The sequence below is a fragment of the Thermoleptolyngbya oregonensis NK1-22 genome (assembly GCF_032705245.1).
Lineage (GTDB): Bacteria > Cyanobacteriota > Cyanobacteriia > Elainellales > Elainellaceae > Thermoleptolyngbya > Thermoleptolyngbya sichuanensis.
Map to the genome: position 1 here is coordinate 1,518,140 of NZ_CP053540.1, position 17,534 is coordinate 1,535,673.

Consider the following 17,534-nt stretch of genomic DNA (forward strand, 5'->3'; position numbering starts at 1 on the left):
CGATAAGGAGGATTTTGGGTTTTGGATTTTAGCAGGCATCCCCTCACTCCAAAATCCAAAATCCCCAATCTAAAATTCCCCCATTCGATGGCGCGATGGATCTAATAATCTAATAAGCGTCCATCGGCAAGCAGGAGCAGACTAAGTTGCGATCGCCATAGGCGTTGTCAATCCGTCCTACTGCGGGCCAGAACTTGTTTTCCCGTGTCCAGGCGGTGGGGTAGGCAGCCCGCTCCCGCGAGTAGGGGCGGTTCCATTCGTCGCTGAGCAAGATGGCAGCGGGGTGGGGCGCATTTTTCAGCAGGTTATTGTCTTGGGGAACTGTGCCGTCTTCGATCTCGCGGATTTCTTCGCGGATGGCGATCATCGCATCGCAGAAGCGATCCAGTTCCGCCAGCGACTCGCTCTCGGTCGGCTCTACCATGATCGTCCCCGCCACGGGCCAGGACATGGTGGGCGGATGAAACCCGTAGTCGATCAGTCGCTTGGCAATATCTTCCACGTCTACGCCAGCCGTCTTCTTGAACTGGCGCAGGTCAAGGATGCACTCGTGGGCCACCAGCCCGTTTTCGCCCTTATACAGCACGGAATAATGGCCCTCCAGCCGCTTGGCAATGTAGTTGGCGCTGAGGATGGCGACCTGGGTGGCGCGGGTCAACCCAGCCGTGCCCATCAGGCGGATATAGACCCAGGAAATGGGCAGGATGCTGCTGCTGCCCCAGGGTGCGGCGGAAACCGAACCGACGCTGCTGGAGCCACCCATCGGCACGACGGGATGGCTGGGCAAGAAAGGAACCAGATGCGCCGCTACGCCAATCGGGCCCATGCCGGGGCCGCCGCCGCCGTGGGGAATGCAGAAGGTCTTGTGCAGGTTCAAATGGCATACGTCTGCGCCAAAGTCTGCCGGACGGCACAATCCCACCTGGGCGTTCATGTTGGCTCCATCCATGTAGACCTGGCCGCCGTGGGCATGAACAATGTCGCAAATTTCCCGAATCGCCGCCTCAAAGACCCCGTGGGTAGAGGGATACGTCACCATCAGCGCTGCCAGATCGGCCTGGTGCTTCTCTGCCTTGGTTCGCAAATCCGCCACGTCGATGTTGCCTTCGCTGTCGCAGGCGACGGGCACCACCTTCATGCCGGACATCACGGCGCTGGCGGGGTTGGTGCCGTGGGCTGATTCGGGAATTAGGCAGACATTGCGATGTGCTTCACCTCGACTCAGGTGATATTGCCGAATCACCAGCAGCCCGGTGTATTCGCCCTGGGACCCGGCGTTTGGCTGGAGTGAGATGCCCGCAAAACCCGTAATTTCCTTGAGCATGTCCTCAAGCTGCTGGAACAGGACTTGATAGCCCCGGGCCTGATCCAGCGGCACAAAGGGATGAAGCTGGCCAAACTCCGCCCAGGTGACGGGCAGCATTTCGGAGGTGGCGTTCAGCTTCATGGTGCAGGAGCCGAGGGGAATCATCGCCGTGGCCAGGGACAAGTCCTTGAGCTGGAGGCGATACATATAGCGGAGGAGTTCGGTTTCGGAGTGGTAGCGGTGGAAGACGGGATGGGTGAGGTAGGGGCTGGTGCGGGCGAGGGGGCTGGGAATCTGAGGGCTTTGCTCCGCAGCGCTGACGTGAGGGGAATTTGGCAGGGAAGGCGTTGGGGAGCTGGGGGCGAAGACTTGGAGGAGATCCTGGAGGTCGGCGGGGGTGGTGGTTTCGTCGAGGCTGATGCCGAGGGTGGTAGGGTCGATGCGGCGGAGGTTAATCTGGTGGGCGATCGCCCGCTCCAGCACTTCCTCAGCATCGGGCACCGTCACCCGCAGCGTGTCGAAGAAGGGTTCAGCGCCCAGTTCATAGCCTTGCGCCTTCAGACCGTCGGCCAGGGCGCAGGTGAGTTGGTGAACGCGAGTGGCAATGCGCTTGAGGCCATCCGGGCCGTGGTAGACGGCATACATGCTGGCAATGATGGCCAGCAGCACTTGGGCAGTGCAGATGTTGCTGGTGGCTTTGTCGCGGCGGATATGCTGTTCGCGGGTTTGCAGGGCGAGACGCAGAGCGGGCTGGCCCGTCGCGTCTTTGGATACACCGACGAGACGACCCGGAATCTGCCGCTTGAAGGCTTCTTTGGTGGCGAAGTAGGCCGCGTGGGGGCCGCCATAGCCGAGGGGCACGCCAAAGCGCTGGGTGCTGCCGACGGCAATATCTGCGCCAAATTCTCCCGGCGGTTTCAGCAGCGTCAGGCTGAGCAGGTCGGCGGCCACGGTGGCGATCGCCCCTTGTGCGTGGGCCCGCTCAATAAACGCCGTGTAGTCGTAAATCGCACCGTCCGTCGCCGGATATTGCAGCAGCACGCCAAAGACGGGCGTGGAAAAATCGAACGTGCGGTGGTCGCCGACCAGCACCTCGATGCCCAGCGGTCGGGCGCGGGTCTGCACCACTTCGATCGTTTGCGGGTGGCAGGCTTCAGACACCCAGAAAGTTTTGCTGTTGCCCTTGTGCTGCCCATAGCTGAGGGTCATCGCCTCGGCAGCGGCCGTGCCCTCATCCAGCAGCGAGGCATTGGCGATTTCCAGCCCCGTCAGGTCGATCACCATTGTCTGAAAGTTCAGCAGCGCCTCCAGGCGACCCTGGGCAATTTCGGGCTGGTAGGGCGTGTATTGCGTATACCAGCCGGGGTTTTCCAGAATATTGCGCTGAATGACTGGCGGCGTAATGGTGTTGGCATAGCCCATGCCGATGAAGGAGCGGAAAAGCTGATTTTGAGCGGCGATCGCCCTCAGTTCCTTGAGCAACTCATACTCGCTCTGCCCTGCGCCCAGGTTCAGCGGCTGCTGGAGCCGGATAGCCGTGGGTACGGCCCGATCGATTAGTTCTTCCAAAGACCCCAAGCCCAGCGTCGCCAGCATGGATTGCACCTCTGCGTCCGACGGCCCAATATGCCGCTGCACAAAGTCATCCGCAGCCGTAAACCCATCGACCTCTGCATTCCCCGCGCGATTCGCGAAGCGATCCCTGCGGGAATCGCCCGATTGCCCGCCATCTGCCGCTGCTCTGTTCTCAATCCCTGTGGACAGAGTTCCGGCGACCTCGCCGTTGGAAATTGAGCCAGCGTTATCCATCGACACTTGAGAATTGGTCAAAGTTTCAGGCGACATAGACAGCAGCAGAGGGTGAGTTTGAGGATAAAAATCGAAGAGAGCTTGGGAAAACAGTCCGGATAAACAGACCAGATAACACAGACCGACAGACCTTACCGATTCATTCAGGAGGATTCAGAAGCGCCGCCTCATGGCTAGACAGTCGATAGATAGTCGCCCAAAGACAGTTGCCTAGAGACAGCCGCCCGAAGACAGTTGCCTAGAGACAGCCGCCTAAAGACAGTTACCTGGAGACAGCCACCCAAACAGACGAGGCACTGGGGGTATGACGCTGCTACTCCTGAGTTCCCATTTCTCTAAGACGTATTCTAGTAATCTTAAGGGATGTTAAGAAAATCGCCCATCGCTCCGTTGGGTTGCGGCTTGCTTCATCCGGCCTATGGCTCTGGGTCATCCGATCGGATGATGTATTTTTCCTGGACTTGCCGATTAAATCGGTTTGGGTGAGGATAGGAAAAACTCATAGGAATAATTCAAAACCGCAAGTCAGGAAAGCCGAACTCTGGCTGGCTCTTTCTAGTCGGCTGATGTCGCATTAATGGCAAGTGAACATGGCAAATAGACGGGCAAACGGGCAATTCTCCCAGGCATGGCTTCGCGAATCGCACTGGATGGGTGTTGGTGCAAAAGCAGGGTTGAGCGTGGGTCTGGTTGTAGGGTTGATGGGTGGGGCGATCGCCGTCCATGCGGCTCCCCAGTCCGACGCGCCCGCAGCAACCCGCACGGCAGCGGCCGCCTCCGACGACATGACCCGTCTGCTGCTGAGCGAACCCCCGGATTTATCGCTAGCGCAACCGGGCGCGATTTTGCCCGATCCGGAAATGATTACTGCAAACACCATCTCTCAGGAAGGACTGACGCTGCCCAGCTTATGGTGGGTTCGTGACCAGTTTGGCGAACAGCTTTTGGAAACTTGGTTGGTCTATCCTGCCCGCGAAGACTCGCCCCAGCGAGTGGAGCTAGTCGTCAACCCGCAAGTGTGGAGCATCTATAACTATATGGAGCGCTACACGTTTGTAAACCAATTTGGCGCGTCTGCCAGCACCTATGGCTACAGCACCCGCGTCTTTGACCGCCAGGGTAACCTGCTGGCGGCTTATCTGTGCGATTTTTCGGGTGTGGCATTGGGCCAGACAGAGGGGCAGCGAGACTGCGACATCATGCTGCGCTCCGACGGGATTGCTGGGCTGACGGGTCGGCCAACGCCTGCCGCGGCAACGCCGACCACGCCTGCCGAAATTGGGCAGCGCTAGCAGGTGATAGCGGCAAGAGAAATTCGCTTTTCTGCAAAATGGACTCGGCAGGCAGCCGTAGCTCACGGTTTCGCAAGTCCGCAGGCAAGTCCGACGCATCCAGCGCAAAAATGGGCGATGCGGCGGACGTTTGCAGCGACAGGCGGGTTGCAGTTTCCGGCTGCCAGCAAAAGTCGATCCACTGGGTCAGCGCAGATTCGGCGATCGCCCCCGGATTGGACTCTGTGGAGGGCGATCGCGCTGGACGCACCCACAAATCGCTAAACAGCATCGTGCCCGACGCGGGAATTACCGCCCCAATGCGCGGGTCGCCCTGCATCACGGGCAGAATGTCGGTCGTCCAGCCCACGGCGGCCCAGGTGTCGTCGATCAGCAGCGGCTGCAAATAATCGGTAGAACTGTAGAACTTGGTTTGGCCATCGAGGGCAGCCAGTTCATCCTGCAAATTAGGAACGTCCGCTAGGTTTGCTTCATTGACCGATCGCCCCAGTTTCTTTAGCACCAGCCCCAGCACCGTGCGCGGGCTATCGGGCAGCGACAGCATTCCGGCTAGCTCTGGCCGCCACAGGTCTGCCCAGTCTCGCGGTTGCCAGCCCAGGGGGTCTAGCTTGTCCCTGCGAAAGGCGATCGCCACGCTGCCCCAGCGGTAGGGCGCACCCCACACCAAACCCGCAGCGCTCAGCGCACCCTGGCGATCGCGGGTTACCAAATCCTGCCAGGGCTTGGGCACGCGCTCCCAGCCAGAAATGGACGACACCTCTAGCGGCTGAATCAGCTTTTGCTGAATGGCCTGCGTCAGCCACGCATCACCCAGCGTCACCAGGTCGGCCGTCTGCGGCGACTCCGCCGTTTGCCAGGTTTCCAACTGCTCAACAATGCTGGCAAGCTGGGGGCGCGGCACAAAGCTCAGCGGTAGGGGCTGGCTGAGGGCGCTGCGGAATGCCTTTAAGACCTGCGGCGGCACCGAGTCTTCGAGAAACAACACCCGCAGCCCGTTGTCGCGGCGGCGGCATCCGCCCACCAGGGCCGCAAGCGCTACACTGCTGGAGCCAATGAGGAGCGATCGCCGCTTCATGCTAATCAGGGGTGAGAGGATAGAGAGAGGGTTGGACTCAGGGAACCAGTTGTTTCAGGATGTTAGCAGAATGTTAGACCTCGTCGCTTCTCCACAAGTCAGAGAGCGATCGCCCCTTTTATCGTGTTGAGCAAGGATTGTAGCCCACCGCTGCCAATGTAGCGTTCCGAGTAGCGCTCCGATAGCGCTAGTTCTTATGAAACTGGTTATGAATCTGGCAGAATCTTGCGGGCAATTCTTAGAGGATGTTTGAAAAGTCCTACTGTTTGTAGCAAAGCGTGCAAGATCCCCCCAAATCCCCCTTAAAAAGGGGGACTTTAAGGCGGTTTCCCCCCTTTTTAAGGGGGGCTAGGGGGGATCTCTGAGTGCTTAACATTGCAGGCGATACCTTTTCAAACACCCTCTTAGACATCAGGTGGACTGCAAAACGCAAGTCAGATCAATCCTCCCGATTGCGCTGATAGATAAAATAGAAAGGAGTAGGGAATAAGAAAAGGACAGTCTTAAATTTCGGAGGAATGCCTGCATCCTCTAAACCGACTGGCGTACCTTTTACTCATGCGTCTCATAAGATTTCCATCCTTCTATTCCCTTGCGTTAGATAGAGGATTCCGTAGATGATTGCGATCTTTCATTTCGGGAACAAAATGTAAGTTTATTCGTCTTTTGGCAAGACTTTTAAGCTGTCAGTTTTGGTTATTTATATCTTTGAATAGATGCGCCTGGCTGATGCTAGCAAGGCTTGGAAGCTAATTTTCGTTTGGCGATCGCGCTCAGACTTGTGACAGTTTAATTAGCGAAACATAGATGGGGCGATCGCTCATTTTCTAGTTCTATAACTAAGATAGTTCAGGTGCTAAAGGATTCTTTCTAAGTCTAAGGAACTTTTAAGACACAGATGAATTCTTTAAACCAGAACCTGCAATTCACCTGCTCTTGATGCCATCAGACTGAGATTGAAAGAGGTGCGAAAGCGCCTTTTTGAGAAATCTTTCATCTCACGTTCTATGGTCGAGCATGAAGCGACTCTGATTCGATTACCTGGTCCGAATTCACCATAAGTGCAGTTTGCATTTATGCCGGATTGTTGCGCTCTCTTGTACGTTTTTGGGATGGAAAAACCTATGAAACTCTCTCTGAAATCGATTGCTACCGTTTCTGCTCTGTCGGCTGTTGCTGCGGTTCCCATGCTGCTCTCTGCCAGCCCTGCTTCGGCCCAAATGGCTGGTAACTACATCGGTGCGGGTATTGCTGCGGGCGTGACCGAAGATGCCGCTGGCGACACCTCCTTCGGGGCAAACGTTCAAGGACGCTTTGACGTGCCTGTAGCGCCTATCTCGGTGCGTGGTGCAGCGCTGATCAGCGATTCTGTGGCGCTCATGCCGCTGGTGACGTATGACATCGGCATTGCTCCTGGCGCTAACCTCTACGTCGGCGGCGGCTACTCTTTCGTGACGGATGAGGGCCGGTCTACCCCGCTGGGCGATCGCAGCGCTCCGGTGGCCACGGTGGGCGTGGAAGCCGCGATTCGTCGCAACATCGTCCTCTACGGTGACGCGAAGGTAGGCTTTGATGCATATCGAAACAGCAATGACGCTGCTGTCAGCCTGCAAGTTGGTGCAGCTTATCGGTTCTAGACTGCTGCATCGGGCACCGCTTGATTTGTAGCGTTGCAGCGACTAAGGCTAGAAACCATGACGCAGTGTGATGTTTAGGTTGAGATCTTAAGGTTGAGATCTAGCGGGATAGCTAGCAGTATTAGCGAACCGTGTCTGGTTGGGATCTCGCCTGAAGCTGAACTAAATCCTCCGGATATCCCCCCGAATTCCTATCGCACTGGGAAACGGGGGGATTTTCTTAATCATTGACACCCTCTCCGGCTTAAGTAAAGATCAAAAGAGTGTTCGTAAATCTTTGTGAAGGCTTCCCTCATGTCGCTTGAGCTGTTATCGCTAGAGGCCCTGGAAAATCTTGCACATGAGTATGGCTATTGGGTCGTGTTTTTGGGCATCATGCTCGAAAATACAGGCGTGCCGCTGCCAGGGGAGACAATTACGCTGGTAGGCGGGTTTTTGGCAGGCAGCGATGAGCTAAATTACTGGCTGGTCTTGGCCAGCGCAACGGCCGGGGCTGTGCTGGGCGACAATTTTGGCTACTGGATTGGATATTTTGGGGGCTGGCCGCTGCTGGTGCGGGCGGGTCGCGTGTTTCGTATTGAGGAATCCAGGCTGCTAGCAGTCCGCACGCAGTTTAGCGAGAATGCCGCCAGAGCCGTGATCTTTGGGCGATTTCTGGCGCTGCTGCGAATTTTTGCCGGGCCCCTAGCAGGCATTGCACAAATGCCCTATCCCCAGTTTTTGCTGTGCAACCTGATCGGGGCGCTGTCCTGGGCTTCGGTGATGGTGACGCTGGCTTTCTTTGTGGGGAAGCTGATTCCCCTAGAGCAATTGGTAACCATCGTGGGGCAGTTTGCGGTGGTGGCGCTGCTGCTGTTTTGTGCGGCGATCGCCCTCCCCATCTGGCTAGAACACCGCGCCAAGCAGGAGCTTGAAGGCTAAGCCCAATCCATTCAGCCAGGTTTGGATTAGACAAGCCTGGATTAGACAAGTTTGGATCAAACAAGTCTGGATTAGACAAGCCTGAAGCTAGCTTGCAGAACCGACGCTTTGCCGCGCCCAGGCCGACTGGACTAGCGACATTAGCACATCGGCCGTCAGCGGTTTAACCAGAAACCCATCAAAGCCCGGATTTTCTTCTTGATGTAGCCAACTGGGTGCATGGTGATCGGTCAGCGTGACGATGGTGGTGTGGCGGGCGTTGGCGTTGTTGCGGAGTTGTTTCACCAACACTTCAGACCAGCGGCGATCGCCCCCCACCAAAATCACCAGAGACGGCGGCGATTGGCTGACCCGTAGCATCATCTGCACGGCTGAGTTCGTCACCACAACGGGACAGTGCAACCGAGCAAGCTGAGATTCCAGTCTGCGGAGTTCGTCGGACGGCTTATCCAACACCAAGACATAGCTCTGGTTGAGTTGCAGTTGCATGATTTTCCTCGGATACCCAAGCTTGGGATATCGGGTGTTGTCAAGTAACTATACTCCAGACTATAGTTCACGCAAAATCAGGCTCAAGCTCTTGCCAGCAGGACGATGTAGTGATTAGTTTCTATCAGCGGCCTTCAATTTTTTTTAGGCTTTGACAATAGAAACTTGGCGATAGTTTTCAAGCCTTAACACAGCATTATCAAAAGACTTACAAGTTAACACCGATTTGACTACAGCGTTTTTGAAGCTAGTGAGGCATGAGATGGGACAAAAGTCCTCGCCTGTCTGAGTTGGCGCAGGCCTCATATCCCAAGAAAATGCTGTAACGGAGCTTTGAAGGGGATTACTTTGAAGGGGATTAGATCAACCTCTGAGAGAGAATTTTAGGCGCTTTTTATCTTGTTTCAAAGAGAGTTTCCTTAAAGGAAAATAGCGAAAGAAAAATGGTAATGATTCCTTCGCAATATTCTCCAAGAGTTGAATGATTTCTCACCCGTTTTATGGCGTTAGCCCTTTAGACGATTTCTCGCGGACGCAGCCCAGGAGAAATCGTCTAGAACCCAGAGAGTTTATTGCAAGTGCGTATTGCAAGTGCGTATTGCAAGTGCGTAAGTTCCGGCCCGTTTTAATGACAAGCGTGCTTGGGTTCAGAGGGCGGCACGTCCAGCGCTGGGTTGCAATCAAAAAAGCCGACGGGCTTCAGCATAAAGCCAGAGTAGGCCGTGGGCATGACGGGCCAATCTTCAGGGCGGGGAATGTGGTGGTGTCCAAAGTTATACCAAACCACCACGTCGGTATTTTCGATCGAGCGATTGGCCTGCGTCCATTGGGGCAAACCCTGGCCGCCGGGGTGCTGGTTGGGATAGTCGCCAGCGGGATAGCGCTCGGCCGGGTCGTAGGGCGTGACCCACAGGTGCTTGCCCATAAAGCCAGCCCGCTTCATGATAGGCGAGTCAGGATGGGCAAAGGGCAGCACGTTTTCTCCGGGCGCAAGCTTAAAGCCGACGGGTTGCCCCAGGCGGTTTGTGACGTTGGGGTTCACCACTTTCCAGTAGCGGGCAGTGAAGGGGTCGATCAGGCGTTGGGCCTGCTGCTCGGTTGCCAGCAGCGTTGAGACAGCATAGAACGCATTGCCCATTGGATTTTCGGGGCCCATCGGCTCGGCTTCGGTGTTGACTTCGTAAACAGAGTTGGCCGTGCCATCCAGGTCAAAGTCCAGCCGCATACAGAAAAAGTGCTGATGGTTGGTGGCGTTTAGCTCTGGGGCAACCAGCGTGCCATATTTCGGGGTATTCGCCAGCGCCGCGCAAAGCAGAATGCCTGTTAGCTTGACCTCAAACTGAATGCTGCCGTCCTGATAGAAGTACCAGAAAAAGGCGTATTCGTAGTTGTCTACTGTGGCGATGAAGGAAATGGCCAGACGGCGCGATCGCCGCACTTCCACGCTCTCCCTGCGCCAGTCGGTATGCTTCCAGAGCATTCCAAAGTCTTCTTCGTGTAGGCAGATGGCGTTTTCAATCACCGACACCTCGCCCCGGCTATTGGTCAGCACGCCGTCAAAATAGTAAATCTCGCCCACGCAGTCGCAGCCCAGCTTGAGGGAATTGGCCAGCAGTCCTACGCCATGTTCGCCCACGTCAAAGGCGTTTTTGCGATAGTGCTGCGGGCGCGGGTCGCCATAGGGCACAACCATTTCTGCCATCGAAGCGCGATAGAGAATCGACCGCAGCCGCCCCTGATCTTCGTAGCTGACGCAATACAGCACTAGCCCCTCGCGGGGGGTAAAGCCAATGCGAAAGTCCCATTTTTGCCAGCGGATGTGGTGCCCGTTGACCTGAAAGCTGGGCCCTTCGGGCTGAGTAATGTGCAGCGGCTTAATATCTTTGCGAAACTCTGGCATGAAGCGGGCTTCGTATTCCCCCGGCTCTGGCGGCACAGACACCACGCCCAGATCCTCGATGCGGATGAGCGCCATCTTGTTCAAATCCACTACAGGAATTAGCCCATCGATGGGGCGGGCGTAGGCATTGCTGTCGGGTGTGGCGCGGAGATAGCAGATGCAGCGTGAAAAGCGGATGCCCTTTTCGTGTTCAAAGCCAAAGTTGCCTGGTGCCCACGGATCGACCATCACCAGATTTAAGTCAGTGATGCCCCGCTTTGCCAGCGCTGCGTGAAAGTCGGGATGGGCCTTGACCACCGCTTCGCACTCCACCAGTTCGTCGGCCATGATGTTGGGCTGCACCCCCGGCACCTGCCTCCAGGAGGTGACCTGCCCCTGGGTGAGGGAAACGATGGCCTCGTAGGTTTGCCCCGTGGCATTGTCCAGCAAGATAACGGCGACTTCTCGCTCGAAGCGATCGCCCGGTTGATAGGCTTGCACCAACGCCTTGGGCGGTTCATGCAGCGTCACCGAGGGAAACCGAAAACCGTCGCCCACGTTTTTTTGCTGCCGAAGCAGGGAAACCGCCTGGTTAATTTCAGCGGCGGTCAGCGGTTCTAAGGGATGCAATGCCCCTGCCTGAGGGTTAGGAGAAGTCAGCGTTTCGCGGGTTGTCGTCATACAGAGTTTGAAAGGGATTGAGAGTTCTAGATAGGGCTGTTCGCCAGAGCAAGCCATTGCTCGATAGCTCTATGGAAAGAAAGCGGCAGAAAGGACGCAACGGGATGGCTATGCCCAATCTCTGAAGATAGCGAATCTGATTGAACCTTGTGGTGTGCGTTGTTGCGGAGCAGGGGGAGGTTTTGGGTTGGGGTCAATTCTTGAGCCACACGACCCATACCCTCCAAAATCGCCAATCCAAACTCCAAAATCCCTCCAATGCGGCGGACAAAAATGCAAAAGAGCCAGACTGATGCAGATCAACTGGCTCTTTTCGGAAGGTGAGGAATTGCTGAGTCCGGCTATCGGCTTCGCTTTTCGCGGTCTTGGCGACGGCGATCGCGCCATTCCACAGCCGTCAAATAAATCACCCCGCCCGTCACGCCGACCAGCAGCAGCGCCGCCAGCACCGCCAACACATTCAGCGGGGACAGACTCAGGGCAGATAGATCAAGCGTATCAAGGGTCATTGCAAAAATTGCAAAAATTGTGAATCTGGACGGAAGTTCTGGTCAATCCAGTTAGACCAGTTAGAAACCGTTGCGCCCCCAAACCACCAGCGAGATTGAAAACGTGAATAGAACCAGCAAAGAAACCCATCCCAACGTCAAAATATCCATAGCAAAATCTCAAACACAGCGGGTGCAAATGATTTCAAGCTCCTATTTTACGGCAAAAGGCCAGCATTCCTGAAGTCCCCTGCCAGCCAGGATGCAATCGGAAATTGGGGCGGTAACGGTCTGAACAGCGATTCCCCGTTCTCGATCGTTCTGCGTGATGTAGAAAAATTGGGTATTTTTGCGGAAAAAAAAGCCGTCAGATCGGCCGCATCCTGTGGTTTGATTACAGTAACTCGCAGATTTACAGGGCTTGCGCCTGGGCGGGGTGAGGAGCAGTATGAGCCGACTGGGGCGCTATCGGTCGCGGGTGATGACGCGCCAACGCAAGCATTTAGTCTTATACGTCACGGCGGCGGCGGCGTTTCATGCGGGCGCGGTGACCGCAGGCTGGGTCGCGTGGCAACTGCCGGAGCCGCCCCAGGTCGAGCCGCCCAGCCCTGCCCAGCCGATCGAGTTTGTTTACCTGGATGCTCCTGAAACGGGAGCGGTAGAAGCTGCGCTGCGCCGCGCCCAAGTGTCTCAGAAAGCGACTGGCGAAAAGGTGGACGCTTTACCCACCAATGCGGGCAAGGCTGTGGAGTTTCAGAAGGATGCGGTGACGCTAGCAGGCAGCAAGGGGACTGCGCTGGATGAAGGAACTGCGGCGATCGCCCCCGCGGAAGATCGGTCCGAAAAAGCCCTGCCGCAACCCGCCGCCCATGCCAGCCGCCCGGTGGTTCCTCCTGCCGCGCCTGCCCCGGCTCCCAGCCCGATTCGTGAAGCGATCCCTGCGGAAATTGCCCCATCCGCTGCTCCGGCTCCCGTCCCGCCCACCCCTCCCCCGCCCGCTGCCTCTCCCAGCCCTGCGGCTACGCCAGTGGCGGTGGCCCCGGCGGCTCCGACCCCCAACGGTTTGCCCGCGCTGAGTCCGGCTCCCTTTGTGCCGCCAGAACCGATTCCCTCGCCCCTGGACCGGCCGCCATTGCCGCCACCCCAGCCGCTCTGGGAAGCCGCACTGCCGCCCCCGCCAGACTTTTCGCCTGTCTCGCCTCAGCCGCCCCAGCCCTTGCCGGAAGTTGTCGTTGCTGGCAACCCTGCGGCTGCACCGCCCCCACCAGGTCAGGGACTAGACGGCATCGCCAACCCAGACCGCACGACGGCGGCCAATCCGCTTGCCAATCCGCCAGGACTCTCTGCCCAGCGCGACCCTGCGTGGGGCGAGTACGTTAACCAACTCAACCGGGACGTGCAAGAAGTTTGGCAGCAAGTGCCCATCGACCGCCCCTACCGTGTGATTGTTCGGCTCACCCTAGATCGCGCAGGCAACCTGCTCGACTTGCAGCTTGCGGAACCCTCTGGCTTTGCCGATGCCGATGCTGCTGCGATCGCCGCTGTGCAGCAGTCCGCCCCGTTTGAGCCGTTTCCTGCCACCGCCACGCGCGATCGCATCCGCGTCAACCTCACGTTTAACTACAATTTGGTGGAACCGGGAGCAGCGGCCCGCGATCCAGGCGCTAAAGAGTGAGTCCGTTTGCCGCCTGAAGCCCGAAAGCCGCCTCCTAGAAACCTAAAAACCTGACACTCGCTAAGATTCAAAGCATGAATCCTAAATCGCTGCGGGTGACGACCGCGATTAAATCCGAGCATCTGGAAGGGGCGATCGCCGATCTGGCGGGGCGCTATTTGCGGGCGACCAAAACTGGGGCGCGAGTAGTGACGCAGCCGACGGAGTTTCCCGTCTCGTCCTACTGTGCGCCGCTGTTGGACGATTGGCACAGCGGCAAGGTGGGCTATGCGCCAGGAAGCATCACGCTGGTCTTTAGCGGCGGAAGGCTAGACGAGGCAGCCGACCTGCTGATTTACAAGCCGGAGGGGGGCGATCGCCTGCTCTATGGCAACCCGTCTGCTAGCCGCCGCGAGTCGCAGTTGCCGCTGCCGCTGGGAAGTGTGACTGACAACCCCGCACAAGCCAGTGCAGGAAAGGGCGATCGCCCCCGATCGGGAGCAGCCTCCGATGACCTGGAACGGCAGGTGCAGGCCCTCAGCGATATTTTGGTGGAATTGACCGAACATCAGCGGGCGGTAGAAAGTCGCTTGCGGGAGAGGGCAGGCAGCGTTGCAGACAGTGTTTCAAACAGCGTTTCAGACAGTGTTTCAAACAGCGTTTCAGACAGTGTTTCAAACAGCGCTTCAAACAGCGCTTCAAACGGTTCCGCCGCCGGACTTTCTGCCCCGCAAATTCAAAAACTGCTGGAGGCCCAGGCAGCCAGCTTTGCCCAGATGCTGGCCAGCCAGATAGCCGCCACCACGCGCCACATTGGGCAACGGCTCGACCAGATCCAGACGCAGCTTGAACAGATTCAAGCCCAGCTTGACCTGCCCGAAGAGTTGGCCGACCCGCAGACCGAGGCAGACTGGCAGCAGCGCATCCAGGCGACCTGGGGCACGGTGGGCGACTATGAGCAATACAGCGCTAGCCACCGCGAAGCCAACGCCGAAACGCCCCTGTTCCACACGCCGGATTGGGTGGCGCTGTGCGAGTTGGACTGGGCCCGGCGGCTGCATCCCGTGTTGGCGCAACTGCACCAGATGATCCACGGTGAGGAGGGCATTGGCTATGCCGGGGCGGACGTGTTGCAGCAGTTTGGCTGTCATGTCGATGCACGCACGGGCGATCGCTATTACATCTACAAGCTGGGCGGATTCAGCGCCTACGATGCGCTCTGGCAAACGGCAACACACCCCCAGCAATCCTGGCTGCCCGCATTGCAGCGCCTCCGCAAAAAGGCCGCCCGCTTCCCCGATGTGTTTCACTTGTTTGGCTGGGAACCAGAGGCGATCGCCGCCCTCGATACCGTGGTCGAGCGGCTGTTGCGAGAAAAACAGTCGGCGGGGCAACACTCGGCCGGTTCGAGCTATGGCAGTCCCAACTATGCCAAGCGCTCCGGCAACACGATTCCTGACTATTTGGCGCTGCTGAATCTGGGCCCGTTTACGCCGCTCACCCCCGAATCGCTCAAACGCGCCTACAAACAGGCGATGAAAACGGCACACCCCGACACGGGGGGCAGCAAGGAACTAGCCCAGCGGGTGAATGAAGCCTACGAAGCGGTGCTGCGGCATTACTTTCCTAGCGCTTGAACCCGGTGTTAGAGGTATTTACCTGTTGCATTCGGAGTGCCCGTTGGGAGAATTGGCCTGGCTCCGTTGGGCGAAATTGCTGACACGCTCTAGATCCTTGATAATTGGGAATAGTCTCCAGCCCAGAGCCGCAATTGATCCAAGCTGAAACCCTCAATTTGTTGGAATGGCCGCGCCTGTGCCAGCATCTCGCCACCTTTGCTGCGACGAAGTTGGGTGCGAGAGTCGCGCAAGATCTGCGAATTCCCGATACCCTGGTCGAGAGCGAGGCGCTGCTGGCGCAAACCCGCGAGGTCTATCAGCTTGAAACCACGCTGCCAGTTTCGCTCAGCTTTGAGGGCATTCAGGACATTGGCGACGCGCTGGAGCGGGCCGCACTGCAAGGCATCTTGAGCGGAGACGATTTGCTGGCGATCGCCACCACGCTTTCTGGCGCACGCACCCTCCGCCGCACGATTGATCAGTATCCTGACCTGACCACGCTCAATGCCCTGGTTGCAGACCTCCGCACCTATCCCGAACTGGAGCAGGACATCCACCGCTGCATCGACGAACGCGGCCGGGTTATGGACCGCGCCAGTGCCAAATTGGGCGGCATCCGCGAGCAGCTTAAGCAGCAGCGCGATCGCATTTATCAAATCTTGCAAGGCATTTTGCAGCGCCACGGCAACGCCGTGCAGGAAGCGCTGATTACTCAGCGGGGCGATCGCTTTGTGCTGCCCGTCAAATCTTCCCACAAGGACATCATCCCCGGCATCGTCCACGACACCTCCACCAGCGGCGCAACGCTCTATGTAGAGCCAAACGCCATTGTCAGCCACGGCAACCAGCTTCGGCAGCTTCTTAAACAAGAGCAGGTGGAAGAAGAAGCCGTCCGCCGCGCCCTCAGCGAACAGGTTGCAGACGTTCACGAAGATTTAGAAAGACTGCTGGCGATCGCCACCACCCTTGACCTGGCCACCGCCCGCGCCCGCTATTCCCTCTGGCTCGGCGCAAATCCTCCGCGTTTTGTGGAATTTGGGAGCCAGGAATCTGGGGACTCCGCCAACGGCTCTGCGTCTGCGGTTGCCCCAATTACCCTCCGCCAGCTCCGCCACCCGCTCCTCATCTGGCAGCATCAGCACGAGCAGGGGCCGGCCGTCGTGCCGATCGATCTGGTCATCCAGCCCCAGATCCGCGTCGTCGCCATCACCGGCCCCAACACGGGCGGCAAAACCGTGACGCTGAAAACGCTCGGACTGGCGGCGCTGATGGCAAAAGTGGGGCTATTCGTTCCCGCCCGCGAACCCGTGGAATTGCCCTGGTTTCACCAAGTCCTGGCCGACATCGGCGACGAGCAATCGCTTCAGCAGAGCCTTTCGACCTTTTCTGGACACATTCGCCGGATTGGGCGGATTCTGGCGGCGTTGCAGCAGGATGAGGCGGAGGGTGACGGTGAGACAGGGCCGTTGAGTGAGGACGAGCCGTTCCCCCATGCCCCAACGCCCTCCCTCGTCCTCCTCGACGAAGTGGGTGCAGGGACTGACCCCTCAGAAGGCAGTGCGCTGGCGATCGCCCTCCTCCGCTACTTAGCCGATCACGCCGCCTTAACCGTTGCCACGACCCACTACGGCGAACTGAAGGCTCTGAAGTATCAAGACGAGCGCTTCGAGAATGCCTCGGTGGAATTTGACGATGTGACGCTATCCCCCACCTATCGGCTGCTGTGGGGCATTCCTGGTCGTTCAAACGCGCTGGCGATCGCCCAGCGGCTTGGCCTCAACCCGGCAATCGTGGAGGCGGCCCGGGCGCAGATCGGCGCAGGCTCCGAGAGCGACGTAAACCGCGTGATTGCCGGACTGGAGCAGCAGCGCCGCCAGCAGGAGGAAAAGACCCAATCCGCAGAGCAACTGATTCGGGAAACCGAGCGGCTGCATCAGGAGATCTTGCGGCGGGCGGAGACGCTGCGGCAGCGCGAACGGGAACTGCAACAGCAGCAGGAAGAGGCAGTGCAGGCGGCGATCGCCCAGGCTAAAGCTGAAATCGCTAGGGTAATTCGCCAGCTCCAGCGCGGCCCCGAAACAGCCCAGACCGCCCAGCAGGCCACCGAAGCCCTGAACGAGCTGGCCGAGCGTCACTTGCCCTCGCGTCAGGCCCCGCCCAAGCCGAAGCCTGGGTTTCGCCCCAAGGTGGGCGATCGCGTCCGCATTCCCCGGTTGGGCCAGGTTGCCGAAGTGCTGACCCATCCCGACGACAGCGGCGAATTCACCGTCCGCTTTGGGCTGATGAAGATGACCGTTTCTCTAGCGGATGTAGAGTCGCTGCAAGGGGAAAAAGCAGAACTGCCCGCCAGGGAGCAGGGGGCGGCCGCCAAGGGCCAGAGTGCAGAAAAGAAGCGGCCGTCAGAGAAATCTGCGGAGGAAAAGCCGCCCGAAGCCCCCGCGATTCGCACGTCAAAGAACACCCTCGACCTGCGGGGCAGCCGGGTGGCAGATGCAGAGATTGAGCTAGAACGGGCGATCGCCAGCGCCCAACCGGGCCCCCTGTGGATTATCCACGGCCACGGCACAGGCAAGCTTCGGCAGGGGGTTCACGCATTTCTGAAAGAGCATCCCCAGGTGTCGCGCTTTGAGGCGGCAGAGCAGGCAGACGGCGGCTCTGGCGTGACGGTCGCTTATATAGAATGA

The 17,534-nt window shown here is 58.2% G+C and carries 12 protein-coding genes; 6 read left to right on the forward strand and 6 right to left on the reverse strand.

Annotation, left to right across the window (positions count from 1 at the left end; genetic code table 11):
* Positions 1 to 109: 109 nt before the first annotated feature.
* Entirely contained in the window at positions 110 to 3,151 is a 3,042-nt protein-coding gene (gene gcvP, locus HNI00_RS06515; protein WP_316791752.1) for an aminomethyl-transferring glycine dehydrogenase, read from the reverse strand.
* A gap of 554 nt (positions 3,152 to 3,705) precedes the next feature.
* Here gcvP and HNI00_RS06520 point away from each other — a divergent pair.
* The gene (locus tag HNI00_RS06520; protein ID WP_316791754.1) at positions 3,706 to 4,407 is read left to right on the forward strand and encodes a hypothetical protein; all 702 of its coding nucleotides are present in this window, start codon (positions 3,706 to 3,708) and stop codon (positions 4,405 to 4,407) included.
* Here HNI00_RS06520 and HNI00_RS06525 read toward each other — a convergent pair.
* On the reverse strand, positions 4,313 to 5,482 hold the full coding sequence (locus tag HNI00_RS06525) for an extracellular solute-binding protein (RefSeq protein ID WP_316791756.1): 1,170 nt from the start codon (positions 5,480 to 5,482) through the stop codon (positions 4,313 to 4,315). The genes HNI00_RS06520 and HNI00_RS06525 overlap by 95 nt on opposite strands.
* A gap of 1,124 nt (positions 5,483 to 6,606) precedes the next feature.
* On the opposite strand from HNI00_RS06525, the gene HNI00_RS06530 reads away from it, so the two are divergent.
* The gene (locus HNI00_RS06530; protein ID WP_172358525.1) at positions 6,607 to 7,119 is read left to right on the forward strand and encodes a porin family protein; all 513 of its coding nucleotides are present in this window, start codon (positions 6,607 to 6,609) and stop codon (positions 7,117 to 7,119) included.
* Between the two features lie 294 nt (positions 7,120 to 7,413).
* Entirely contained in the window at positions 7,414 to 8,040 is a 627-nt protein-coding gene (locus tag HNI00_RS06535) for a DedA family protein (protein ID WP_277774633.1), read from the forward strand.
* Between the two features lie 87 nt (positions 8,041 to 8,127).
* Here the strand turns inward: HNI00_RS06535 and HNI00_RS06540 are convergent, their stop codons facing one another.
* The 4 genes from HNI00_RS06540 to petN form a co-directional block, all read right to left on the reverse strand.
* Entirely contained in the window at positions 8,128 to 8,529 is a 402-nt protein-coding gene (locus tag HNI00_RS06540; RefSeq protein ID WP_068510234.1) for a response regulator, read from the reverse strand.
* A 625-nt stretch (positions 8,530 to 9,154) separates the two neighbouring features.
* The gene (locus HNI00_RS06545; RefSeq protein ID WP_316791760.1) at positions 9,155 to 11,089 is read right to left on the reverse strand and encodes a primary-amine oxidase; all 1,935 of its coding nucleotides are present in this window, start codon (positions 11,087 to 11,089) and stop codon (positions 9,155 to 9,157) included.
* Between the two features lie 341 nt (positions 11,090 to 11,430).
* Positions 11,431 to 11,598 (reverse strand): hypothetical protein, encoded by a 168-nt coding sequence (locus HNI00_RS06550; RefSeq protein WP_172358522.1) that lies wholly within the window; start codon positions 11,596 to 11,598, stop codon positions 11,431 to 11,433.
* Between the two features lie 60 nt (positions 11,599 to 11,658).
* Entirely contained in the window at positions 11,659 to 11,748 is a 90-nt protein-coding gene (petN, locus tag HNI00_RS06555; RefSeq protein ID WP_068510235.1) for a cytochrome b6-f complex subunit PetN, read from the reverse strand.
* A gap of 277 nt (positions 11,749 to 12,025) precedes the next feature.
* Between petN and HNI00_RS06560 the strand changes: the two genes are divergently transcribed.
* The 3 genes from HNI00_RS06560 (at position 12,026) to HNI00_RS06570 (ending at position 17,534) form a co-directional block, all read left to right on the forward strand.
* Positions 12,026 to 13,252, forward strand: coding sequence for a TonB family protein (locus HNI00_RS06560; protein WP_316791763.1), 1,227 nt, complete (start codon positions 12,026 to 12,028; stop codon positions 13,250 to 13,252).
* A 74-nt stretch (positions 13,253 to 13,326) separates the two neighbouring features.
* Positions 13,327 to 14,868, forward strand: coding sequence for a hypothetical protein (locus HNI00_RS06565; RefSeq protein ID WP_316791766.1), 1,542 nt, complete (start codon positions 13,327 to 13,329; stop codon positions 14,866 to 14,868).
* Positions 14,869 to 15,002: 134 nt separating this feature from the next.
* Positions 15,003 to 17,534 carry an endonuclease MutS2 gene (locus tag HNI00_RS06570; protein WP_420156254.1) on the forward strand — a complete coding sequence of 844 codons (2,532 nt, stop codon included), beginning with the start codon at positions 15,003 to 15,005 and terminating at the stop codon, positions 17,532 to 17,534.